This window comes from Sphaerobacter sp. (assembly GCF_019683595.1).
Classification (GTDB): Bacteria; Chloroflexota; Chloroflexia; order Thermomicrobiales; family Thermomicrobiaceae; genus Sphaerobacter.
The window spans coordinates 16,476-40,694 of the sequence record NZ_JADGHZ010000014.1 but is presented as its reverse complement, the minus strand read 5'-3'; the positions used below and the strand labels follow the sequence as shown (position 1 = coordinate 40,694).

Annotated in this window: 18 protein-coding genes; 4 read left to right on the top strand and 14 right to left on the bottom strand. The window is 67.4% G+C overall.

Annotated features, from left to right (window positions below; translation table 11 throughout):
- Positions 1–28: 28 nt before the first annotated feature.
- The 8 genes from IRZ30_RS03030 to IRZ30_RS02995 all read right to left on the bottom strand — a co-directional run bounded on the left by IRZ30_RS03030 (position 29) and on the right by IRZ30_RS02995 (position 9,998).
- Positions 29–1,738 carry a hydantoinase B/oxoprolinase family protein gene (locus tag IRZ30_RS03030; protein ID WP_294082786.1) on the bottom strand — a complete coding sequence of 570 codons (1,710 nt, stop codon included), beginning with the start codon at positions 1,736–1,738 and terminating at the stop codon, positions 29–31.
- Positions 1,739–1,862: 124 nt separating this feature from the next.
- A complete protein-coding gene (locus tag IRZ30_RS03025; protein WP_294082785.1) occupies positions 1,863–3,941 on the bottom strand; it encodes a hydantoinase/oxoprolinase family protein in 2,079 nt (692 codons plus the stop codon).
- Positions 3,942–4,129: 188 nt separating this feature from the next.
- A complete protein-coding gene (locus IRZ30_RS03020) occupies positions 4,130–4,837 on the bottom strand; it encodes an ABC transporter ATP-binding protein (protein WP_294082783.1) in 708 nt (235 codons plus the stop codon).
- Positions 4,837–5,586: an ABC transporter ATP-binding protein gene (locus IRZ30_RS03015; RefSeq protein WP_366945315.1), complete on the bottom strand. Its 750-nt coding sequence runs from the start codon at positions 5,584–5,586 to the stop codon at positions 4,837–4,839. The genes IRZ30_RS03020 and IRZ30_RS03015 overlap by 1 nt, the downstream gene beginning before the upstream one ends.
- The gene (locus tag IRZ30_RS03010; protein WP_294082779.1) at positions 5,583–6,680 is read right to left on the bottom strand and encodes a branched-chain amino acid ABC transporter permease; all 1,098 of its coding nucleotides are present in this window, start codon (positions 6,678–6,680) and stop codon (positions 5,583–5,585) included. Before IRZ30_RS03010 ends, IRZ30_RS03015 begins: the two co-directional genes overlap by 4 nt.
- Positions 6,681–6,704: 24 nt before the next feature.
- Entirely contained in the window at positions 6,705–7,589 is an 885-nt protein-coding gene (locus IRZ30_RS03005; RefSeq protein WP_294082778.1) for a branched-chain amino acid ABC transporter permease, read from the bottom strand.
- 74 nt (positions 7,590–7,663) lie between these two features.
- Entirely contained in the window at positions 7,664–9,124 is a 1,461-nt protein-coding gene (locus tag IRZ30_RS03000; protein WP_294082776.1) for an ABC transporter substrate-binding protein, read from the bottom strand.
- A 76-nt stretch (positions 9,125–9,200) separates the two neighbouring features.
- Entirely contained in the window at positions 9,201–9,998 is a 798-nt protein-coding gene (locus IRZ30_RS02995; protein WP_294082774.1) for a putative hydro-lyase, read from the bottom strand.
- A gap of 652 nt (positions 9,999–10,650) precedes the next feature.
- Between IRZ30_RS02995 and IRZ30_RS02990 the strand changes: the two genes are divergently transcribed.
- The gene (locus tag IRZ30_RS02990; RefSeq protein ID WP_294082772.1) at positions 10,651–11,838 is read left to right on the top strand and encodes a hypothetical protein; all 1,188 of its coding nucleotides are present in this window, start codon (positions 10,651–10,653) and stop codon (positions 11,836–11,838) included.
- 232 nt (positions 11,839–12,070) lie between these two features.
- On the opposite strand, the gene IRZ30_RS02985 is transcribed toward IRZ30_RS02990, so the two are convergent.
- The 6 genes from IRZ30_RS02985 to IRZ30_RS02960 all read right to left on the bottom strand — a co-directional run bounded on the left by IRZ30_RS02985 (position 12,071) and on the right by IRZ30_RS02960 (position 19,629).
- Positions 12,071–12,742, bottom strand: a complete 672-nt coding sequence (locus tag IRZ30_RS02985; RefSeq protein ID WP_294082770.1) for a PilZ domain-containing protein — start codon at positions 12,740–12,742, stop codon at positions 12,071–12,073.
- A 210-nt stretch (positions 12,743–12,952) separates the two neighbouring features.
- Positions 12,953–14,362 carry an amidase gene (locus tag IRZ30_RS02980; protein WP_294082768.1) on the bottom strand — a complete coding sequence of 470 codons (1,410 nt, stop codon included), beginning with the start codon at positions 14,360–14,362 and terminating at the stop codon, positions 12,953–12,955.
- 81 nt (positions 14,363–14,443) lie between these two features.
- Positions 14,444–16,450 carry a transketolase C-terminal domain-containing protein gene (locus IRZ30_RS02975; protein ID WP_294082766.1) on the bottom strand — a complete coding sequence of 669 codons (2,007 nt, stop codon included), beginning with the start codon at positions 16,448–16,450 and terminating at the stop codon, positions 14,444–14,446.
- Between the two features lie 99 nt (positions 16,451–16,549).
- Positions 16,550–17,788: an aminotransferase class III-fold pyridoxal phosphate-dependent enzyme gene (locus IRZ30_RS02970; RefSeq protein ID WP_294082764.1), complete on the bottom strand. Its 1,239-nt coding sequence runs from the start codon at positions 17,786–17,788 to the stop codon at positions 16,550–16,552.
- 76 nt (positions 17,789–17,864) lie between these two features.
- The gene (locus IRZ30_RS02965; RefSeq protein ID WP_294082762.1) at positions 17,865–18,782 is read right to left on the bottom strand and encodes a hypothetical protein; all 918 of its coding nucleotides are present in this window, start codon (positions 18,780–18,782) and stop codon (positions 17,865–17,867) included.
- Positions 18,783–18,807: 25 nt separating this feature from the next.
- The gene (locus IRZ30_RS02960; RefSeq protein WP_294082760.1) at positions 18,808–19,629 is read right to left on the bottom strand and encodes an IclR family transcriptional regulator; all 822 of its coding nucleotides are present in this window, start codon (positions 19,627–19,629) and stop codon (positions 18,808–18,810) included.
- 344 nt (positions 19,630–19,973) lie between these two features.
- Here IRZ30_RS02960 and IRZ30_RS02955 point away from each other — a divergent pair, with 344 nt between their 5' ends.
- The 3 genes from IRZ30_RS02955 to IRZ30_RS02945 all read left to right on the top strand — a co-directional run bounded on the left by IRZ30_RS02955 (position 19,974) and on the right by IRZ30_RS02945 (position 24,184).
- Positions 19,974–21,245, top strand: a complete 1,272-nt coding sequence (locus IRZ30_RS02955; RefSeq protein ID WP_294082758.1) for an aspartate aminotransferase family protein — start codon at positions 19,974–19,976, stop codon at positions 21,243–21,245.
- Between the two features lie 175 nt (positions 21,246–21,420).
- The gene (locus IRZ30_RS02950; RefSeq protein ID WP_294082756.1) at positions 21,421–23,154 is read left to right on the top strand and encodes an ABC transporter substrate-binding protein; all 1,734 of its coding nucleotides are present in this window, start codon (positions 21,421–21,423) and stop codon (positions 23,152–23,154) included.
- An 85-nt stretch (positions 23,155–23,239) separates the two neighbouring features.
- Positions 23,240–24,184 (top strand): ABC transporter permease, encoded by a 945-nt coding sequence (locus IRZ30_RS02945; protein ID WP_294082754.1) that lies wholly within the window; start codon positions 23,240–23,242, stop codon positions 24,182–24,184.
- The last annotated feature ends 35 nt before the right edge of the window (positions 24,185–24,219 follow it).

Here is a 24,219-nt window from a genome sequence, read left to right as displayed (position 1 = left end):
GGAGAGGGGGTCAGGGGGTGAGGGGTGGTCACCCCGCCCGCCGCTCGGCCCGCAGCCGGTTGGTCGCTTCCCAGTCGACCTCGAGGTCGGGTGTGAGGACGACGCCGTAGTCGTCGCGGGCGCGTTCGGGGGAGACGAGCTCGTCGAGCACGTCGTCGCGGACGGCCTGCGGGTCGCGGTCCAGTGGGTCGCCGTAGCCCCCGCCGCCGGGCAGGCCCATGATGATGTCGGTGTCGGGATCGACCCAGATCGTCGCCTTGGGGTTTGGCCGCCGACCGTCGCTCAGTTCGTAGACGCCGGGTGCGCCGTTCTTGCCGCCCTGGTATCCGCTTGCCGGGTTGGTGGTCCGGTCGAAGAAGGGTGAGAAGCGGTAGGGCTTGCCCGCATTGACGCCCCGGATCACCATCCAGTGACCCAGCCCGCCGCGGTAGGTGCCGGGGCCGCCGGAGTCGGTGCGGAACTCGCGGCGGACCATCATCAGGGGCGAGCGTGCCTCGACGATTTCGGCCGGTGTGCCCATTACCCCGGAGGGGAAGGCGGTGCTGGAGAGCCCGTCCTTGTTGGGCCGGGCGCCCATGCCGCCTGAGTTGAAGAAGAGCATGGTGAAGGGGCGGTCGTCGCGGTCGACGCCGGTGAACTGGGTGCTCCACAGGTTGAGCGACCCTTCGGCGAGCACGCGGTCGGGCATGGCCTGGGCCAGTGCGCCGTGCACGACGCCGGGGAGCCATTGCCCGATGATGTGGCGCCCCGCCACCGGCGCGGGCGGCCGGCAGTTCAGGATGCTTCCCTCCGGCGCGGTGATGTGGACCGGGCGGAAGCTGCCCTCGTTGTTCGGCACGTCCGGCACCAGGGCGCACTTGATGCCGAAGGTGGTGTAGGCCTCTGTGTAGTTCATCACCACGTTGATGCCGTAGTCGCTCTCGGGCGAGGTGCCGGTGTAGTCGATGAACATGTCGCTCCCGCGCACCGTGATCGCGACCGCCAGCGTGACCGGCTGGTCGTAGCCGTCCATGGTGACCTGGTGGCGGTAGACCCCGTCCGGGATGCGCGCGATAGCCTCGCGCATGGCGCGCTCCGATCGGTTGATGACCTCGTCGGCCAGCGGCTCGATGCGCTCCATGCCGAACTCGTCCATGAACTCCAGCAGGCGCTCGCCGCCGACATCGTTGGCGGCGGTCATGGCGTAGAGGTCGCCGACGACCGCCTCCGGCTCGCGGACGTTGGCGCGGATGATCTTGAGCAGTTCCTCGTTGGGCTTGCCGGCCATGAAGAGCTTCGTCATCGGGATGAACAGCCCCTCCTCGAAGAGCTCCCGCGCGTCGGCCGAGAAGGGACGCCCGCCGATGTCGGCCAGGTGGCAGATGTTGCCGAAGAAGGCAACGACCTCGCCGTTGCGGAAGATCGGCGTGACGATGGTGACGTCGTGCAGGTGGCCCGAGGTCTTCCAGGGGTCGTTGGTGATCAGGACGTCACCCGGCTCCAGCGTCTCCAGCGGGTAGGCGTCGAGGAAGTGCTGGATGCAGCGGGCCATCGAGTTGATGTGGCCGGGCGTCCCGGTCACCGCCTGGGCAATCATGTAGCCGCGGCTGTCGAAGGCGCAGGCGGAGATATCCCCGGCCTCGGCGACCGAGGGGCTGAAGGCGCTCCAGATCAGCGAGGTCGCCTGCTCGTTGACCACGGCGATCAGCCGGCTCCAGAAGACTTCGAGCGTCAGCGGGTCGATCGATGCGTGCGCCATGGGCTCCTCATTCGTTATCTGCCCTCACCCCCGGCCCCTCTCCCAACTCTGGGAGAGGGGAGTGTCTCGTCGTCTCCGTCCCCCTCTCCCAACTTTGGGAGAGGGGTCAGGGGGTGAGGGCCGCTCACCCCAACCGGATCACCAGATTCAAGTGCTCGTCGACCGTGGCGTGGCCGCGGGGGCCGACGACGACGGTTGACTCGCGCTCCTCGACGACGGCCGGGCCGTCGACGCAGTCGCCGGGACGAAGTTGATAGCGGTCGTAGATCGGCGTCGGGTGGAAGCCGCCCAGCTCGGGGAAATAGACCGGCCGCTCGCCCTTCTGGCGTGGGCCGCCCAGTTGCTCCTGCTGCCGCAGGCGTAGCTCCGGCTCAGGTCCGGACACCAGCACCCGCCAGCTCATGATCTCGATCGGCACGCCAGGCCGCGCCCGCTTGTAGAGGTCGCGGTAGACCTCCTCGAAGGCACGCAGCACCTCCTCCTCCCGCTCGGGGCCGAGCACCCCGAGGGGGATCGGCACGCTAATCTCGTGCGCCTGGCCGAGCAGGCGCATGTCGGCCGTGCGGGTCACGGTCACCTGATCCGCCGGGACGCCCGACGCGGCGAGCAGCGCGCGGCCCTCCTCCTCCATCTCGGCGTACAGCGTGTTGATCGTGTCCCAGTCGACCTGGTCGAGCCGGGCGTAGGCGCTGCGTACGAAGTCGAAGGCCAGCGGCGCCGCCAGGAAGCCGATCGTCGAGCCGACGCCCGCGGCGAAGGGGCAGATGATCTGCCGCACACCCAGGATCTCGGCCACCCGGTAGGCGTGCACCGGCCCGGCGCCGCCGGAGGCGAACAGCGGGTAGGCGCGCACGTCCTTGCCGTGCTCGACCGCGTGGATGCGGGCCGCGCTCGCCATGTTCTCGTTCACCAGTTGGTGGATCGACCAGGCCGCCTCCACGACCGACATCCCGAGCGGCCGGGCGATCTCGCGCTCGATCGCCTCCTCGGCCGCCTCGCGGCTGATGCGCATCTCGCCGCCGAGGAAGAAGTCCGGGTCGAGGTAGCCGAGCACCAGGTCGGCGTCGGTGACGGTCGGACGGGTGCCGCCCAGGCCGTAACAGGCGGGGCCGGGCTGCGAGCCGGCGCTGTCCGGCCCGATCTTGATGAGGCCGAACTGGTCGATGTGGGCGATCGAGCCGCCGCCCGCGCCGATCTCGATCATCTCGATCGACGAGGCTTTGATCGGCAGGCCGCTCCCCTTCTTGAAGCGGTAGACGCGATCGACCTCGAATTCGGTCGTAATCATCGGGCGGCCGTTGTCGATCAGGCAGACCTTGGCGGTCGTGCCGCCCATGTCGAAGGCCAGCAGGTTCGGCGTGCCCACGAGCCGCCCGGTGTAAGCCGCCGCGAGCGCCCCCGCCGCCGGGCCCGACTCGATTAGCCGTACCGGGAAGCGGCGGGCCGTCTCGACCGTGCAAATGCCACCCGACGAGAGCATGATCAGCAGCCGTGCCTGTGATCCGAGTTCTGTCAAGGTGCGCTGAAGGCGGTCCAGGTAGCCCTCGACGATGCGTTGCACGTAGACGTTGGCCAGCGTGGTCGAGGTGCGCTCGTACTCCCGGATCTCGCCCACCACCTCCGAGGAGAGGGAGAGGCGGACGCCGGGCAGGCGCTCGGCCAGGATGGCGGCGACCTGCCGCTCGTGCTCGGGGTTGCGGTAGCTGTGCAGGAAGCAGATCGCGACCGCCTCGACCCCTTCGCGCTTCAGCCGCTCGGCCAGCGCCTCGACCTCGGCGGGGTCGACCGGGCGGTAGACGGTGCCGTCGGCCAGCAGCCGCTCGTCGATCTCGAAGCGCAGGCGCCGGGGCGCGATCGGCTTCGGCCGCTCGATGAAGATGTCGTACATGTCGAAGCGGTGCTCGCGGGCGATCTCGATGGCGTCGCGGAAACCCTTGGTGGTCACCAGCGCCGTCTTGTCCCCCTTGCGCTCGATGATCGCGTTGGTGACCAGCGTCGTGCCGTGGATGACGGCCTGGATCTGCTCGGCCGGCGCCCCGGCGAGTTCCAGCCCCTGGATCAGGGCGCGGCGCACGCCGACCGCCGGGTCGTCGGGGGTGGTCAGGGTCTTGGCGACCCAGAAGGTGCCGGTTTGGTCATCGACCACGATCAGGTCGGTGAAGGTCCCCCCGATATCGATACCGACGCGCAGTCTCCGGTCCATTCCCTACTCCTCGCGTGCTCCCGCGACCGTTGTGCGGCCCGCCTGCGGCGCCATCCCTGGCCGTCGAGGGAGCAGGCCGCGGTGGTGATGACGCATGACGCCTGCGAGCGCATAGAGATCCGCTCCCGGGCGGCGTGACTTGCCGGCTCTCGCTTGCATCCGGGACTCCCGGCGGGATCGGAAGGCGGCTAGAGGCCGAGGTAGGCCCGGCGCACCATCTCGGATTCGAGTAACTCGGCCCCGGTTCCCTCCGCGACGGTCGTCCCGGTCTGGAGGACGTAGGCACGGTCCGAGAGCTCCAGCGACTCGCGCACGTTCTGCTCGACGAGCAGGATCGTCATGCCCTCCCGGGCGATCTGGCGGATCGTGTTGAAGATCTCATCCACCAGCATCGGCGCCAGTCCCAGCGACGGCTCGTCCAGCATCAAGATCACCGGCTGCAGCATCAGGCCCCGCCCGATGGCGAGCATCTGCTGTTCCCCGCCGGAGAGGGTACCCGCCCGCTGATTCGCCCGCTCTTTGAGCCGGGGGAACAGCGTGAAGACCCGCTCCAGCATCGCGTCCTCTTCGGCGCGGGCGCGGCGGGTGAATGAGCCGACCAGGAGATTCTGCAGCACGGTCAGCCGGTTGAACAGCCGTCGTCCCTCCGGCACGTGGGCGATGCCCATTTCGGCGATCCGGTGGGCGGGGAGCCCGTCGATCCGGGTGCCGCGGAACAGGATCTCGCCCCGGTCGGGCCGAAGCTGGCCGGAGATGGTGCGGATGGTCGTCGTCTTGCCCGCGCCGTTCGATCCGATGATCGTCACGACCTCGCCCTCGTCCACGGTGAAGCTGACGTCGTGGAGCGCGGGCACGCCGTCGTACGACGCGGCGATATGGCGCACCTCGAGGAGCATTAGCCCTCCCCTGTCTCCTCCCGGCGCGGCCGGTACTTCTCGCCGAGGTAGGCCGCGATCACTTCCGGGTTCTCGACAATCGCCTGTGGTGGTCCTTCGGCGATCTTCCTGCCCGAGTCAAGCACGATCACCCGGTCGGAGATCGGCATGACGACCTCCATCACGTGCTCGACCAGCAGCACCGTGATGCCGCGCGCCCGAATGGCGCGGATCAACTCGACCGCCTGCACGCGCTCGGCGGGCGTCAGCCCGGCCATCACCTCGTCGAGCATGAGGAGCTGCGGGCCGGTCGCCAGCGCGCGGGCCAGCTCCACCCGCTTCTTCTGGGCGATGGGGAGGTTCGCCCCCAGGACGTCCGCCCGCGGCGCCAGCCCGGTGAACTCCAGCATCTCGTCGGCGATCTTCCGGGCGGTGGATGCACTGTTGGTCCGCGCAAACGCGCCGATCATGACGTTCTCGCGGACGGTCAGGTCCGGGAAGGTGCGTACGACCTGGAAGGTCCGCACCATCCCCTGGTGCACCAGGCGCTCGGCGGGCCAACCGGTCACGTCCGTTCCGTCGAAGCGCACGGTCCCGCTCGTCGGCGGGAAGAAGCCGGAAATGCAGTTGAAGAGGGTGGTCTTCCCGGCGCCGTTGGGGCCGATCAGCCCGACGATCTCGCCGCGATCGACCTGGAAGGTCACCTCGTGGTTCGCGACCAGGCCGCCGAACCGCTTGGTAATGGCGTCGAGTTCCAGCAGCGCCATCAGCCTCGCTCCTCCTCGTAGCCGCCGAGCATCGGTGCTTCCTCTCGCGCGGTCGCCTGCTGCTCGGTGGGGGTCGCGGTCGGGCGCGGGCCACCGCGGTGGCGCAGCCGCTGCACCAGGCCCATGAGGCCGTTGGGCTGGAAGATGGAGATCAGGACGATCAGGGCGCCGTACAGGATGAGGTCGATGGCGTTGCCGCTGCCGCCGAGTTGCTGCCGGGTCAACTCGGCGGCGGGAATGAGCACCGCCGCGCCCACGAGCGGCCCGGCCACCGTGCCGACCCCACCCAGGATGGCCACCAGCGCGATGAGCACCGACAGCTCCAGGCGCATCGTCGTCTCCGGGTCGATGTAGAGGAGGTACTGCGCGTAGAAGGTGCCGATCACGGCGCTGAACGCGGCCGAGATAGCGATGGCGATGAGCTTGTAGCGCAGGACGTGGACACCAAGCGCCCGCGCCGCGTCCTGATCGTTCTTGATCGCCCGCAAGTAGTACCCGAGTTTGGAGCGGTCGACGATGACCGTGACGACCGTCACCAGGACGACGAGGGCCAGGGCGATGTAGAAGTAGGGCGCCTTCCCCAGGTTGAACTGAAGGTAGTAGAGCGAGTTGGTGGGGCGCCCGGTCTCGATGTCCCGCGCGAAGGGGATGAGCATCCCGGTGGCACCGCCGACCCACTCCCAGTCGTTGAAGATGGTATAGACGATCTCTGCCAGGGCGATGGTGGCGATGGCGAAGTAGTGGCCGCCCAGGCGGAACACCGGGTAGCCGATGATGACGGCGAAGATGGCCGCCACGAGCGCGCCGGCCAGCATACCCAACCAGGGCGTGACCTCCCAGCGTGACAGCAGCACCGTCGAGGTGTAGGCGCCGATCCCGAAGAAGGCCGCATTGCCGAGGGAGATCTGCCCGGCGAATCCCCCCAGGATGTTCCACGCCTGCGCCAGGGCCGCGTAGACCAGGACCAGGATCGCGATGTTCAGACGCGAGTCGCTGCGCAGCACCAGCGGGAGTGCCAGCAACGCGAGCGCAAGCACGCCGAGCGCGATCCAGGAGCGCGGGATGGCCCTGATGGGGCGGGCCGTCGCGGTGGTCATGAATGCCTGCATCCTCCCCGTGACTCAGAAGCGGCCGAACAGGCCCTGCGGCCGGATCAGGACGACGACCAGGTAGAGCGCGAAGACGACCGCGTACTTGTAGGTCGTCGGGACGCCGAAGAGGATCGGGCTCGCCTCCTGCACCAGGCCGACCAGGAGCCCGGCTACCAGCGCTCCGGGCACACTGCCGAAGCCGCCGAGCGCCACCACGATGTACGCGATGAGCGCGAAGAGGATGCCGACCGTCGGGGTAATCGGGTAGAAGCTGGCCAGCACCGCGCCGGCCACCCCGACGCAGGCTCCGCCCAGCACCCAGCCGAGGGCGAACATCCGGTGGCTGTCAATCCCCATCAGCTCCGCGGTCGATTTGTCCTCCGCCACCGCCTGGAGCGCGAGGCCGATGCGTGTCCGGCTGATGAACAGGTAGAGCGCGGCGAAGGCCACGCCGGCCAGGATCGCCGCGGCGATCTGCGGCACGCCGAGGAAGACGCCGCCGAGGTTGACCGTGCCGCCCGAGATCTGGCCGAGCCAGGGACGCTCGATGGTGCGGAAGTTGGGCGACCAGAGGTACTGCGCCAGACCGCGCAGGAAGAGGCCCAGGCCGAAGGTGGCGAAGATCTGCGCCAGCATCGGGGCGTTCAGGATCTGGGCGATGATGCCCCGGTAGGTCACGAGCCCGAGCAAGGCCAGCCCGCCGACCGTCAGCGGGAGCGAGACCATCGGGTCGAGGTTGAGGAGCACGCTGGCCCAGAATGCCGCGTACATGGCCAGCATCAGGAACTCGCCGTGGGCGAAGTTCACGATCTCCATCAGCCCGAAGATCAGCGTCAGGCCGACCGAGATGAGCGCGTAGACCATCCCGATCAGCAGGCCGTTGGTGAGCGCTTGCAGGAGGAGCGTCGTATCCACTCGAGTCCTTCCGCCGCTGGGAACCGTTGGATCGGCCGGGGCGGGGTGTCCCGCCCCAGCATGTCTCTAAGCTGCTACGCGCCGCGCTGATCCCACGGCTGCAGGGGGTAGCTCGGTTCCACCGTGGCGACCTCGAAGGGATACACGGTGCGGTACTCGCCGTTCTGGATCTGCACGATGATGCCGCCCCCCAGGATGTTCTGGTGCTTCTCGTCGAAGCGGACCCCCTGCCAGGGCATGATCGTGTCGTCCGCCCCCAGGTCGGTCGCCTCCAGCGCTTCGCGGATCGCGTCCGGCTCGGTCGATCCGGCCCGGTTGATGGCGTCGAGCAGCACGATCATGGCGGTGAAGCAGCGTGCCGGCCCGTCGTACATGTCCTTTCCCGCCATCTCCCGGTACATCTCGTTGACCTTGGCCGCGGCCGGCTTGATCTCGGTGATGTCGATCGAGAAGGCCGAGCGGCTGGCGATGCCTTCGGCGAAGGCGGCGCCGACTCCCTCGATGAAGGCCGGGTCGGTGTAGCCGGCGTCCTGGGCCACGATCATCTTCGGGAGGTACCCCTGCTGCCGGGCCGTCTCAATGGTGAGGATCGCATCGTTGGTGTAGGAGGCCGGGCACAGCACGTCGGCGCCCTGCGAGCGCAGGGCCTGCACCTCGCTGGTCAGCGCGGTGGTGTTGGCCTTGTACTTCACCTCACCGACGATCTGGAGGCCGTGCGCCTCGGCCTCATCGGTGAGGGCCTTGGCGCTGTTCACGCCGAAGTCGGTGTCCTCGTACAGCAGCGACACGGTGCTGACGTCCGCACCCTTCTCATCGGCCATGGCCCGGATGAACGCCATAATGGCTTTGGAGAAGTCGCCGTCGTGGGGCGAGGTGCGGAAGAACCACTGGTAGCCGCTCTCGGTCAGTGCCGGGGACGACGAATCACCGTTCATGAAGGGGATGCCGGCCCGCTCGGCGACGGCGCTGGCCGTCTTGGTCACGGCACTCTGGTAGCAGCCGAAGAGGGCGATGACGTTCTCCTGGTTGATCAGCCGCTCGGCCTCCGACTGGCCGACCTCTGCCTTGCCCTGGCTGTCGGCGAAGACCAGTTCGACCGTGGCCCCGCCCAGGTTGGGCAGCCCCGCCGTGGCTGCCAGCGGCAGGGCCAGGTCGGGCGTCTCCTCGTTGACGATCTTCACGGCGAGTTCCACCGCGACCTTCTCATCGGCTCCGACGCTGGCGGCCACGCCGCTGAGCGGGAGGATCACCCCGATGCGCACCGGCCCCGACGGGGAGGTACCACCCTGGCTGGTGGGCGACGCGGCCGGACTGCCGCCCGAGGACGCGCCGGAGCCGGCCGTGGTCGCCGTCGGAGCCGCCTGACCACCGCTGCTGCCGCCGCTCTCTCCGACCGAGGCCTCACCGCAGGCCGCCAGCAGGCTCATGGCCGGCACCGCTGCTCCGGCCGCGAACAGGCGCAGCAGCCGGCGCCGCGAAAGCCGCCCGTCGAGCGCCTTGTCTCCGATCCCCTGGGTCGCACGCTCGTGGTCCATCGTCCCTCCTCGCTCTAGGTCGTCTGCCGGACCAATCGAACCGCTCGGGATCTTCTGTACTCCTGAAGTGCCGGCCTCAGAACACCGCGAGTGACGTGACGGGAACGTCGGTGATGAACATGTGCCCGGGCGCGTGGGTGATCATCAGTTCCGGCCTGGCGTTCATCGCCACCGCCTGCGGGGTGACCCCACACGCCCAGAAGACCGGGACGTCCCCCGGCTCGATGACCGGCGGGTCTCCCCAATCCGGGTGTGCCAGATCGGTGATGCCGAGCACTGCCGGGTCGCCGATGTGCACCGGCGCGCCGTGCACCGACGGGAAGCGTGAGGTCACCTGCACCGCCCGCACGAGGTGCTCCGGCGGGATCGGCCGCATCGAGACGACCAGCGGCCCGGCGAAGCGCCCCGCCGGGACGCACTCCTGATTCGTCCGGTACATCGGCACGTTGCTGCCGCAGCCCAGGTGTCGCACCGGTACCCCGGCCTCGACCAGCAGGGCGTCGAAGGTGAAGGAGCACCCCAGCAGGAAGGCCACCAGATCGTCGCGCCAGAGGTCGAGCAGGTCGTCTCGTTCCTCGACCAGCTCCCCGTGCCGGTAGACCCGGTAGCGCGGCAGGTCGGTTCGCAGGTCGGCCCCGGGGGCGACGCGAGCCGGCTCGGGGGAGCCGGGGTCGGTCACGTCGAGCAGCGGGCACGGTTTGGGGTTGCGATGGCAGAAGACGAGGAAGTCGTAGGCGAGGTCGCGTGGCAGGACGACGAGGTTTGCCTGCGCGTAGCCTGGCGCGGCCGCGGCCGTATGGCCGCGCATCTGACCGGAGCGGATCGCCTGGCGGGCCTCGCTGGGTGTCGCGAGCGGCTGCGTCGATGATGCCACGCTTGGAGCTCCTCTACCTGATCCACCCGCGCGCCCGGTCACGCCGGAAACGGTCGGATGGGGCTCGGAAGCCCTCTACACGGCGCGGCAGCGTGGACCGCAAGGCTTGGATGGGTAACGGAAACGGTAGGACGTGCCGAACGCGCAGGAATCACTCGATTGTTAGGCCTGTCCCAGAATAGCACCGCGTCGCGAAAGCCGTCAAGACGCGAACAACGCGGTGCTGCGACGGCCCGGCAGTGCTTCCCCGCCTCACCGGACCGTCGCCAGGACCTTCAGGCTATGCCTTCCTAGGTAATTTGGGTTAGGCAAGTAGCCAGGATCTTGTACGATATCCCGTCAATCCCTATGCTGTCTTCACACGCTTCCAACTCATGCCCTCTGAGGCCAGCAGGGTCTGATCGGCGTGTCGTCTCACAGCAACCATTGCGAAAGGAGGGACGGACTCCCCTACGGGCACGGCGTAGCCGTCGTCCCCGATCGACCGTGGTTTCAACGATGAGGGAAGGGGAGATCGATGGCGCATTCCCGATTCCGCGCGACGGTGTGGACTATCCTCCTTGTCATGAGTCTGGTACTCTCCCTCGCGGCGACTGCGGTCGCTGCCCCTTCGGGGCCGGTAGCAGCCCAGTGTTTCGACGAGAGCTTGCCCGTGACGGTTGAAGAGACGCGCCTGGAGGCGATTCCGGAGGGCGGGACGGAGCCCGCCTCGCAGCAGATCCTTGCCCGCAGTGGGTTCGATCGCTTCGTGGACCAGTTCATCACCAGCCTCTGCCGGGCGCCGAACCTGCAGCAGGCCGAGAACATGGTCCGCACGCAGGGCACGGCGCTGTGGCGGGCGGCGGTCGACCGCGCTCAGGGGCGCGGCCCCGCCCACGGCGCCCTCGACCGCTACGACGACCGGCCGCTCTACTGGGCGCGCCTGAGCATGACCCGGGCACTGCGGCAGTGGGCGCCGGCCTTTCCACTCAGCGACGAGGCGCGTGCTGAGTTGATCAAGTTGCTCGAGTACACCTCGCGGGGCATCACCTCGGTCGACTTCCCGGCCGGCGCGGGGGTCAAGCGCGTACTTGTCAGCGGCTTCGATCCCTACACCCTGAACCAGGAGCCGCGCCGCTCCAACCCCTCCGGCGCCAGCGCGCTGCAGCTCGACGGCCTGCTCATCAAGACCGACAGCGGCCCGGCCTTCGTCCAGGCGGTGATCTTCCCGGTGCTCTGGGGTGCCTTCGAGGAGGGCATCGTCGAGGACGCCTTCGGCCCTCACCTCATGGAGGGGCCGCGGCAGGTCGATCTGATGATGACGATCAGCCAGGGCGGGGCGCGCCAGATGGCCATCGAGCAGTGGGCCGGCAACTGGCGCGGCGGCAGCCTGGACAACAACGACGTCAGCAGCCAGGGCATGATCCCGCTGGCCGCGAACTGGCCGCAGACCCCGGAGCCGACCTGGTTCATCGAGACAACGCTGCCCTACCAGGCCATGATCGACGCCGGCACCGGTCCCTGGCCCGTCTTCCTGAACACGCGCGTGCGCGTCTGGCCCGACCCGAGCAACCCCGGTGTCGGCTCCTGCATCACCCGCGAGGACGGCCCGCATCCGGGCGACGCCGCCTGCGCCGGCGGTGGCGGCAACTACCTCTCCAACGAGAGCATGTACCGCTCCAACCGCCTGCGGCTGGCGCTCGGCCGGCATGACCTCCCCGGCGGGCACCTGCATATCGCATCGCTGGTCTACCCGGAGGACCGGGCCGCGATCACCGACCCGGTGTTCGAGGAGTACCGCAAGGCGATCGTCGACCAGACCGTCGCCCTGGTCGCCGCCGCGGCGCGCGCCGTCCGCTGACCGTTCATCAACATCCGGCCATCACCGCGCCGGCCTCATCGCAACGGTGAGACCGGCGCCGCATACTGCCACCTGCACTTCTCCACGAGCCGACCAGGGCGCACCCGCCCACGGCCAGCCCGGTGATCGCGGGCGACATTCAGACGGGGTGAGTAGCGGCGCGGGCCGATGTAGGCGGAGAGGAAGGGCCACGGGGCCACCCCGATCGCCGTCGCGGCCGAGCGGGTCTGGCCTAACGAGCGCGTTGCAGCCGCAGCCGGCGGCGCTGTTCCTGGAAGATGAAGCGAAAGATCTCATCGCTCACCCGTGGATCGAGGTCCACGAATCGGCAGCCGAGATGGAAGAAGGGCTGAGACTTGTAGGTGCGCTCTTGGCAGCGGATCACCTCGGCGACGGTGTCGAAGAGCGTGGGCATCGTGGGAAGCGAGAAGACCAGGTGCAGGCGCTCTCCCGGGTCGAGGCGCGTCGTCGCTTCGAGCCGCACGCCCGTCGCGCTGAGGTCGACGATCAGCGCCTCGATGGGCTCCTCGCCGTCCGGCGTGATGCGAGCGATGGACTTGGGGCGGATCTCGATGTCAAGGCGCACGGCCTCGCGCCGCTGCCGAGGTCGCCAGGGGGTGATTCGCCGGAGTACGACACGCGCGGGCGTGCCGGGTAGCGTCCGGTCGACCACGGCGGTGGCAACCAGTGGTACCGCCAGCGTGCGGGAGATGACGACGGTCACCTTGGTGCCGGTGATGCGGCCCAGTTCGACCGCACCCTTGCCGGGTACGACGACGATCTTGTCCCGATCGGTAAGCCGCTGGTCGACCTCGACAGGAAGGCTGATGGTGTTGCCCGTCGTCGGCACTTCAACGGTCACGTTGCCGACGAAGAGTAAGAACGGTAGCTCGTCCTGATCCATCGGCCTGGTACGTTCAGAGGCGGCACTCATGCGATCCACTCGCCCACGCGGTCTCACGCACGCTGGCGGAACCCTAACACGGCACACGCCCACACGGAAAGGGCGCAGCCCAGGACTTTGGTTCGAGTTCGAAGAATGACGCGTGGCCGGCTGGAGGGACCCCGGGGTCGCCTCTCGGCGACCCCGGGTCGCGGGATGGTCCGAACGGGCCTAGAGCGGAGGGCGTCGATCGGCCCATGGTTGGAGGGCTTCGAAGGCTGCAGAGGCCCGCAGGCAGAGTGCGTCCTGATGCCACGGGGCAATGATCTGCAGTCCGACCGGTAGTCCCTCGGAAGTCATGCCGCACGGGACCGATGCAGCCGGGAATCCGGTCACGTTCCAGGGGAACATCAGCGCCCAGCGGCCGCCTGGGGTCTCCTGGATGCGCGATCCGTCGACCTCGCCCGGCTGCCCGTCATACGGCCAGGCAACACAGGGCATCGCAGGTGTCAGGAGCAGGTCGAACTGGTCCATGAACTCCCGCGCCTGATCGTAGAATCGGGCCCGGGCCGTCAGGGCGTGCAGCAGTTCCTCCGTGCTGATGCGCTTCCCCAGCTCGATGAGGATGGCGAGACTCGGGTCTACCCAGTCCGGGCGTGACTCCACCTGAGGCCCATACTTGGCGGCGATTCCCGCCCGGTAGAGGATCGCGTGCCACTCAGCCGGGTTGTCCCACTGTGGATTGGCTTCGACGACCACGCACCCGAGTTCCTCGAACCGGCGGGCAGCCGCCTCGGTGAGGGCGCGCACCTCTGGATCGACTGGGGCATACCCGAAATCGGCGCTCCAGGCAACCCGCAATCCCCGGAGATCGCCGTCGCAGGCGGCGAGGTAGTCATCCGGTTGCTCGTCGATGGAGATCGGGTCGCGCCGATCCGGTCCTGCCATGACGGACAGGAGCAGCGCTGCGTCGCGCACGGTGCGCGTCATCGGGCCGATGTGCGACCGGGTCGTCCAGTAGTCCTGGCTGGGCCAGAACGGGACGCGCCCGAGCGACGGCTTCAGCCCATAGATACCGCACAGCGCTGAGGGGATCCGGATCGACCCCGCGCCGTCCGAACCCAGCGCGAGCGGCCCCTCCCCGGCAGCGACCGCGGCGCCCGCGCCGCCGCTGGAGGCACCAGATGTCCGGTCGGGATTCCAGGGATTCCGGGTGGCCGGCATGATCAGGTTGTCGCACATGTCCTTGTGGCCGAATGCTGGTGTGTTGGTCTTGCCGAAGATGATCCCGCCCGCCCGACGGATTCGCTCGACCGCGACCGCGTCGTAGTCGGGGACGAAGTCCTCAAAGAACTTGGAGCCGTAGGTGGTGCGCATCCCGGCTGTGGCGAACAGGTCCTTGATCGAGACGGGGATGCCGTGCAACGGCCCGAGCTCGTCACCGCGCATGACGGCCTCCTCCGCGGCGCGAGCCGCGGCACGAGCGCCCTCGGCGTCGATGGTGACAAAGGCGTGGATGGTCGGCTCGACCTCCTCGCAGCGGGCGAGCACGGCGTCCAGCAGCTCGACCGGGGAGAGCTGTCGAGCCCGGATCAGCTCGCGGAGTTCGGTGGCTGGGGTAAAGCACAGGTCGCTCGCCATCGGTGATCCTCTCCCTTCTCGCGGTCTAACGGCGTAGCATCCCGCCCTGGAAGCCACGCACGGCCACCTTGGCCGTCCATCTCAGCCGGTGATCGTTTCCCACCACTGGCGGATCTCGTGTGCGATGCCCGGGCCGTCGAGGTGATAGTGGGCGTAGAGCGCGGCCGGCGGGCCGATCAGTGCGAACTCGTCGCGGATACCGTGTCGGTGGAAGGGGATCGCGATCGCTTCCTCAGCGAGGACTTCGGCGACGGCGCTGCCCAGGCCACCGGTGATGTTGTGCTCCTCAACGACGAAGATACCGCCCGTCTCGCGCGCGGCGGCGATGATCGCCTCACGGTCGAGCGGCTTGATGGTGTGCATGTCGATCAGGCGACAGTCCAGTCCCTCCCGCGCGAGCGCCTCCACGGCGTCGACCGCGGCCCGCATCGTGAGGCCGTGCGTGATGACGGTCAGATCACGGCCGTCGCGGAAGACGATGGCTTTGCCGAACTGGAAATCGGGGAGTCCGTTTTCGTAGACCACCCGCTCCCGGCCGCGTCCGAGGCGGAAGTAGATGGGGCCCGGCCAGGTCAACGAGGCCTCGATGCCGGCCCGGATGCTCGGCGCATCGGCGGGGCAGAAGACGGTCAGGTTCGCCATGGTGCGCGTGATCGACAGATCCTCGAGCGCGTGGTGATTGGTGCCGTAGTAGCCCATCGTGATGCCGGCGTGGTGCGCCAGCACGCGCACCGGCAGGTTGTTGTAGGCCAGGTCGGTGCGGATGTGCTCCGCGCACAGCAGGCCCACGAAGGCGGCGAAGGTGCCGATGAAGGGAATCTTGCCGCATGCGGCAAGTCCGGCGGCGACGGAAACCATGTTCTGCTCGGCAATACCGAGATTGACGAAGCGTTCGGGCCACTCCTCGGCGAAGTCGTTGAGTCGGTTGGAGTACTTCAGGTCGGCGGTGAGGACGACGATGTCTGGGTGGCTGGCGGCGAGGCCGGCGAGGACCCGGCCGGCGACGGCCTCGGAGGACAACCGGGCGGAGGTGAGCAGGTTCCAGGAGGCCGGGTCCTCCAGTTCGATCGGCGCTGGTCCCCGACGGGTGATGCCCTGATGAGCCCGGTCCCCGCGCGGTGGGCGCGGCGCGACCGAGCCGGTGGCCGCGGGGCGCGGACGTGCGTTCTGCACTGCGCGGTGCGCCGCAACCTGCTCGCGGTACTGGTAGTACGTCGGAGCCGGTTTGCCTGCCAGCAGCTCCGCCATGGCGCGCTCGTAGTCGGCACCGACGAGGAGCCCGAGGTGCCACTCCCGCGAGAGGTCCATGAAGGACAGACCATATCCCTTGCGGGTGTGGGCGATGATGGCGAGCGGCCGCGGGTCGGTGCGACGATCGAGGGCGTCGAAGGTGCTGATCAGGGTATCGAGGTCGTGCCCGTTGACTTCCCACACCTCCCAGTTGAAGGCCTCGAACTTCGCGGCCAGCGGCTCGATCGGCATCACTTCCTCGGTGAAGCCGTCGAGCGACATCTGGTTGCGGTCGACGATGGCAATGAGGTTGTTCAGCCGGAAGTTGCCGGCCGCCATCATGGCCTCATAGACCTGACCTTCGTTCATCTCGCCGTCGCCGAGCAGGCAGAACACGCGGTAATCGCGGCCGTCCATGACGGCGGCGAGCGCCATCCCCACTGACACGGAGAGGTTGTGCCCGAGCGACCCGGACGAGAAGTCGATGCCGGGTATGAGTTTCATGTCCGGGTGATCGCCGAAGGGACTGCCGACGCGCGTATAGCTGTCCAGCAGTGCTGGGTCGAAATATCCCAGGTCGGCCAGGATGGGGTACAACCCCACGGCGACGTGGCCCTTGCCGAGGAGGAAACGGTCGCGGTCGGGCCACGCCGGGTCTTCCGGGCGGATCCGCAGGGTGTGGTAGTACAGCGCGGCGAAGAGTTCGGCGCAGGAGAAGACGCTGGTATAGTGCCCGCTCTTAGCGATCGCGATCAGTCGCAGGGTCTCGGTGCGTACGAATTGCGCCCGGTTCTGCAGGATCTCCAGGAGCTGAGAGCGCGTCAGCCCAGACGGCAAGGTGGTGTCCCGGTCGGACATCGCTTCACCTTCTCTCGAATTGTGCTCACTTCGGTGCACGCCCGTTCCCGTCCTCAGCTTCTCCGTGGTTGACCATTGAGTCGCCCCTCCCCGGGGAGGTCATCCCTCGCCGTGGACCTGCCGCACCACCTGGAACGCGATGTCAGTGATCTCCAGCGTGGCCGCCACATCTTCCTCCGTGTGGGCAGCGGACAAGAACCAGTTGTGCCACGGGTGCAGGTAGACGCCTCGCTTGGCTGCCTCGGAACTGAAGGTGAAAGACCGCTCGAAGTGCTGGTCGCTCACGAAGGTGAGGAATGGGATCTGAACCGGCCCGGTCTGACGGATGCGCAGACCGTGCGCCCGGGCCTGTGCGTCGAGTCCGTCCCGCAGCATCTGCCCGATGCGCTTCATGTGCGCGATGGCGTTGGTAGCGCGCAGCGTCTGGATCGTGGCAACGGCTGCCGCCATCTCCGCGCCGGCGAACCAGAATGAACCGGTCATGAACACTTCCTCCGCCGCGGCCCGCAGCTCCTCGCGGCCGACAACGGCCGCGAGGGGATAGCCGTTGGCGATGGCCTTGGAGTAGGCGGAGACGTCTGGCGCGACGCCGATGGGTACCCAGCTCCCTCCGAGGTCGATGCGGAAACCGGCGCGCACGTCGTCGAGGATGAGGACCGCGCCGGTTTCGTCGCACAACTCCCGCACGCCGCGGGCGAACGCCGGATCGACCTCTTCCTGATCGAACCAGGCGTCGTGGCGGAAGGGGCTGACGATAATGGCGGCCAGGTCGTCGCCGGCCTGCGCGACCGCCTGGCGGACACTGTCGAGGTCGTTGTACGTGTAGAAGATCTGGTTGGCCTGGTCCTCGGGCGTCACACCCGCCGACCTCGGCGTGCACCACGGGGCTGACCCGTGGTAGGCACCGCGCGCGCGCAGCAATTGCTTCTTGCCCGTGTGTGCCCGTGCGAGCATGACCGCGAACGTGGTCGCGTCCGTGCCGTTCTTGGCGAACCACGCCCAGTCCGCGTGCGGGGTGATCTCGACGAGTAACTCGGCCAGGTGCACCCAGTACTCCGTTGGTCCGTTGAAGCACGCGCCGGCACGTCGCTGCTCGTCGACTGCGCGCTCGACCGCCTCGTGCCGGTGCCCGAGCACGATCGGCCCGAACGCGCACATGTAGTCGATGTACTCGTTTCCGTCGACGTCCCAGACCCGGCTTCCCTCGCCGCGCGCGAAGAACTGCGGAAAGCCGTCCGGCAGCCGCGCGGCTGACTGGTGGCCGTATACGCCGCCCGGCACGACGCGCTTGGCTCTCCCTACGAGCGTGGCATTGCGCGTATAGGTATGCGTTTGCACGAGCCCCGTACCTCCTCAGCACATGCCCCGCGCCAGGGCTCCGGCGGTGTCGCCCTGCTGCGACGCCGCGACCGATTCATTCCCCCGTGAGCCATCGCCTGGGATTCTCGACGAGGATGATGTGAATCTCTTCCTCGGAGAAACCGGCGTCCCGCAGCATCGGGACAACCCCCTCGAGGACGTAGCAGTACCCCGGACCGCCATAGGCCGCCCGCTCTGAGATGTGGCAGATGTCGTGAGAGATGAGGATCTGATGGAGGTAGCCACGCCGGGCCAGTTCTCGGATGTTGGCGACACGCCGCTCTTGCTCCCACGGCCAGCGCGGGTCGTGTCGGTCGAACTCGACGTATGCCTGGCGCTTGGCGACTGCCTCGTGAAAGTCGGGGTGGGGATAGTTGTCGCAGTGGGAGAGAGCCACCCGTCGCAGGTCGGCGCCTTCTTCCTCGAGGATGGTGAGCAGCTCCAACCCGATTGGTGAGCGGGTGGCATGGAGCGACATCGGGAGCCCGGTAATGCGCTGCGCCCGGGCTGCTCCACGCAGCGCGCGCTCTTCCAGTGGGGTCACCCACTCGCGTTCAACGCCGCACTCGCCGATCACACCGGGCCGGATGCCGGTATCCCGGACGCCATGCTCAATCTCATCGACGATCCACTGGGTGATGGCTCGCACGGATGTCTTGTTGACTGACTCGTCGATGTACGGGTTGCGGTAGTAGCCGCAGCCCATGATGATGTTGAGGCCAGTTTCCTCCGCGACCTGGCGGAGCATCAGGGGGTCGCGCCCGATGCAGTCGGTGGTGAGGTCGACCATGGTGCGGCCGCCCGCTTCGGCGAACTGCCGGGCCTCGATGATCGCGAGGCCGAGGTCATCGACGTAGCCATCCCGATTCCGGCTCATGCGATACAGGTCGATCTGAAGGTGCTCGTGAGGGAGCGTGATCCCCAGGTCGCTCCCCGAGACCGGACCTCGGACGGTCATGACCGTGCCGCCCATGGGCAACCTCCCTCTCTCGCGCCGGTCAGTGCTCCAACCCGACGAACGGCCACACGTCGCCGATCTCATTGGCAGCGGCGATGGTCAACTCGATGATCCGCGGGTTCCGGTGGACGGCCCGGTAGGCGGGTGATACGACGCTGACTGCCCCGACCACCTGGCGCTTGGGGCTGTTGACCCAGACGGGCGCGGCCACCGCCACGACTTCATCGGCAGACTCCTGGTCATTCACCGCGTAGCCCTGCTCGCGGATCTTGCGGAACTCGCGTTGCAGCTCAGTCAAGTCGGTGATGGTGTGTTCCCCGAGCTTCGGCGTACCCCGCTCAAGCAGAATGCGGAGGGCTTCCTCCTCCGGCAGATTGGCGAGCCACGCCTTGCCGCCGGCCGTGGCGTGGAGGATGAGCTCTTCTCCGAAGTAGTCGACCACCTTTACGCGCCGTGGGCTCTCGGCCTTGGCCACCAGTACCAAGCGCCCGTGCTGTACCCAGTTCAACTCGGCCAGCTCCCCCGACTCCTGCGCCAGCCTCCGCAGGATCGGCTGAACCAGGTCGTACATCTCCATCGAGCGCACGTGCCGGAATGCCAGACCGAGCAGCTTGCTCGTGAGCCGATAGTGCTGAGTGCGGTCATCTTTTGAGACATAGCCATTGGTCCCCAGGCTGGCCAGGATGCGATGTACGACCCCCTTGTTGGTTCCCAGTGCCCTGCTGAGGTCCGTTACGGTTGCCCCATGTGGGGAGCGTGAAAGTAGTTCAATGATCAGCATCGCGCGTTCGACCGCAGTGACGCCGGTGTAAACCATGGAGTTGTCATCGGTCACGAACGCGTCTCTCTCGGTGTCGCCCATCGCTGAACCCCGTCTTCCTCCCTCTCCATGCACGGCGGGACACCGCGCCGGGGTGGCCGGTGTACCCGTCGCGGGCATTGACAACGCTGTTGACTCCGCTCTATACTGCCGTTGCCAAGTGTAACCGTGTTGCTCCAGGGAACGCAAGACCGTCTACTCGGCACCGCGACGTTCGTCGTCGCATGGCGCGGGCGGCTGAGGGAGATGCCTCCCGCCGGTGCGGTCAGCCTGCCACTCGTTGCGGGCGGGCTTTGCTGTCGGGTCGCCCTCTCGGTCACCCCGTTGGTGGTCGAGTCGCTGAGGGCTGAGTTGATGGCCATTGCGTGGAGCAGGAGGGAGCAGGCATGCGGCAGGTTTCTCCAGCCCACGCGGCGGCGTCCGTCCAGCTTCCGAAGGCTGGGCGCAGTCCGAGCGCCATCTGGGCCACGATGGACGAAGCCCGGCAGGCGGATGTGCAATGGCAGCAGGGCCGGGTGGCAGCCCTGGTCTATCTCCCCGGCGACGACGTGGTGGCCGTGGCCAAGGAAGCCTACCTGCGCTTCTTCTCGGAGAATGGCCTGTCGCCACGTGCGTTCCCCAGCATCGACCGCTTTGAGCGCGAGGTAGTCGCGATGACTGCCGCTTTGCTCCACGGCGAACACGCGTTGGGGAACATCACCTCCGGCGGCACAGAGAGCATCATCCTTGCGCTCAAGATCGCCCGTGACAAGGCCCGGGCCGAGCATCCCGAGATCACTGAGCCCGAAATCGTCCTCCCCGAGACCGCGCATCCCGCGTTCAATAAGGGCGCGCACTACCTGGGGCTGAAGGCGATCCGCACCCCGGTCGGGCCAGACTTCCAGCTCGATCTCGACGCCTATCGAGACGCCGTCACCGACAACACCGTGCTCCTCGTCGGTTCTGCGCCGAATTACCCCTTTGGGATGATCGATCCAATCTCGGAGATGGCGGAAATCGCGGCCGAGCGGCGCATCAGTTTCCACGTGGACGCCTGCGTCGGTGGCTACTTCCTGCCGTTTCTCGAACGCCTCGGCACCCCGATTACGCCCTTCGACTTTCGCGTTCCCGGGGTCACGACGATCTCGGCGGACTTGCACAAGTTCGGCTTCGCGGCGCGGGGTGCCTCCGTCTTACTCTGCCGCGATGCGGACATCTATCAGTACCAGGGGGTGCGGTTTACCGATTGGCCCTCGGGGATCTACTCGACTCCGACGCTAGCCGGGTCCCGGCCGGGCGGGGCGATAGCCGCTGGGTGGGCGGTCATGCAGTACCTCGGTGAAGAGGGGTATGTGCGGCTGACCCAGCAGGCCATGCGCGCTGCCACCCGGCTGCAAGCGGGCATCCGGGCGATCCCCGGCTTCCAGGTCTTTGGCGAGCCGGTGATGAGCGTGTTCGCGTTCGGGTCGCCGGAGCGCGACATGGCTGCCGTCGCCGCGGGTATGGAAGCGCGCGGCTGGTTCGTCCATCCGCAGCGTCGGCCGCCGGGTATCCACGTCATGCTCTCTCCCGGCCACGACGCGTTCATCGATACCTACCTGGCGGACCTGCGTGCGGTGGTGGATCTCGTCGACAGGGGCCAGATCGACGGCGCCGGGAGAGAAGCGATGTACAGCTAGGCATCTCATGAGGTGCCTTGGGTGCCACCGTCAGGGTGAACCTTCGATTGCCCCTCCTGGAGGACGTGAAAGGGGGTGCCGGTCAGGGTGCGAGTAGTGTGCGCGAGCGGCGTGCGGGTGGGGAGCTATTGAGATCGTCCGGTGAGCAGTGAGGAGCGAGCTGAGGAGGACGCCAATGACGGGAGATCGACAGCGGGCTCGAATGACGCGTCGGAGACTGCTCCAGCTCGGAAGTGTGGGCGTGGTCGCGTCGGCAGCCACTACCCTCCTGGCTGCATGTGGTGGCGAGGGCACGAGCGAGGGCGCTCCCACCGCCGAGGCTACCTCGGGCGGGGCGGGAGCCGGGTCGACGACCGCAACGACCGAACCTGCCGGGACCCCGGAGGCAGGTTCTGGGGAGACTGAGCAGGTCGGCCCCGGGAAGTACGGGGGCGTGTTCCGGGCCGCGGTAGAGAGTGCGCCGCCGACGCTCGATCTGGCCATCACCCTGGCTGCCGCAGCGCGCGAGGCAGTACTGTTCTGGCACGAGACCCTGGTCGCATATGCCGAGAACTACGAGATCATCCCCGTTCTGGCCGAGCGCTGGGAAGTCAGCGACGACGGGCTCACTTACACCTTCGCGCTGCGGAAGGGCGTCAAGTTCCACAACGGCAAGGAGATGACGAGTGAGGACGTTCTTGCCTCTACCGAGCGCTTCCTTGCCGTGACTGCCCGCAAGAGTTCCTTTGAGATGATCGAGTCGTACGAGGCGCCGGACGACTACACCGTCGTGTTCCGGCTCTCCTACGCGACCATGACCCTGCTCGACGCGTTGGCCTATCCGGTCGGCACGTTGGTCATCTTCCCCAAGGAGGTCATCGAGGGGAAGGAGGCAGGAAAGCTCACCGACGCCGACATGATTGGCACCGGACCATACAAGTTCGCGGAGTGGAAGCCCGACCAGTACCTGAAGGTGGTGCGCTTCGAGGACTACCAGCCGCTCGGGACAGAAGTCGATGGCCTTGGCGGTGGGAAGATCCCGTACTTCGACGAGATCTATCTCTACCCGGTGCCCGAGTCGGCCGCGCGTGTGGCCGGGCTGGAGACGGGCGAGTACGACTACGCCGCGGCACCTCCAACCACTGACTATGACCGGCTCGACCAGAACCCGGACATCACACCCTACATTATCGAGGACCAGCGGTGGGTCGTGATCCTGTTCAACTTCCGGAATCCGCTCACGAGCAACCTGGCGTTCCGCCGGGCGGTTCAGGCGGCGCTTGACATCGACGCGCTGGGCCAAGCCATCACGAACGGGCGCAAGGAGTTCTATCGCGTGCAGCCCTCGCTCTGGTTCAGCTCGTCACCGTGGCACACCGAGGTCGGCGCCGAGCTGTACAACCAGAAGAACCCCGAGAAGGCGAAGCAGTTCCTCCAGGAAGCGGGCTACAACGGTGAAGAGGTGGTGCTCCTCACCAACCGCAATTACGACTACATGTACAAGTGCATCGTGACTGCGGCCGAGCAGCTCAAGGCGATCGGGATGAACACGCGGGTTGACATCCTCGACTGGCCGGCGCAGCAGGCCCGCTGGAAGGAGCCGGATTGGCATTTGAGTGTCACCGGTTACCTGTCCCAGGGCATGTTCGCGCCGGACGCCTTTGCCGCCTTCTACGGAGGCGGCGGGGCCGATGCGGGGGCAGGCTATAACAACCCAGACATGACCAAGGCGTTCCAGGACGCCATGCAGGCAACGACACTGGAGGATCGCAAGAAGGCCTTCGAGGAGGTCCAGCGCATCTGGTACGAGGACGTCACCGGTATCAAGACGGTCGACACCTTTGGCCTGGCGGCAATCCGCTCGGACATCAAGGGCTACAAGCCCTGGTACAACACCTCCCGCTTCTGGTCCTGCTGGCGGGAAGACTAGGCTGGCGCGCGGCGCGGGATGGATGAGGAAGCGTACCGCGAACCCGCGCCGCGTGCACCGCTCGTGAGCGGGAAGGACGCACTGAATGGCGATCTACATCGCACGGCGGCTGGCGGCCTTCATCCCGACCCTGCTGGTCGTATCGCTGCTCATCTTCTTCATGATCTATCTGATCCCCGGGGATCCGGTGGCGACCATGCTGGGCCCGGAAGCAACCGCTGAAGCGACGCAGAAGCTCCGGGAGGAGCTCAACCTGGATCAGCCGCTGCTGCAACGCCTGGTGAACTGGTACTCCGACGCACTGCGTGGCGACCTCGGGCAGTCGTATTTCCTTCACCAGCCGGTGTCGAAGGCACTCCGCGAGCGGCTGCCCGTGACGCTAAGCCTGTCCGCATTTGCGCTGGTGGTGGCCGCGACCATCGGGATCACCGCCGGCGTTATCGCCAGCGTGCGGCATGGCCGGTTCACCGACTGGGGCATCATGCTGCTCGCCATTCTCGGCATCTCAATCCCCATCTTTTGGTTGGCTCTCAACATGATCTTCTTCTTCTCTGTCAAGCTCGGCTGGTTTCCGACCGGTGGGTACGCTCCACTCTCGGAAGGGCCGCGCGCGTTCCTGCGGCACCTTGCATTGCCCGGCTTCGCACTCGGCTTGGCGTACACCGCATTGATCGCGCGCATGACGCGCTCGAGCATGCTCGACGTGCTCCGGCAGGACTACATGCGGACCGCACAGGCCAAGGGCCTGCGCGAGCGGGTGGTGATCCTGAGCCATGCCTTCCGCAACGCGCTCGTTCCGATTGCCACCATCCTCGGACTCACGGCGGGTGAGTTGCTCTCGGGAAGCGTCATCACCGAGACGGTCTTCAACCTCCCGGGTGTCGGCCGGCTCGTGATCGATGCGGTCAACCGCCGGGATTACCCCGTGGTGCAGGGCGGCATCCTGTTGGTCACCATGCTGTACCTGTTCGTAAACTTGGTGGTTGACCTTCTCTACGGCTGGATCGACCCGCGCATCCGCTACTCATGACCGGTGTGGAGAGGGGAGAGCGGGAAGGCAGGGAG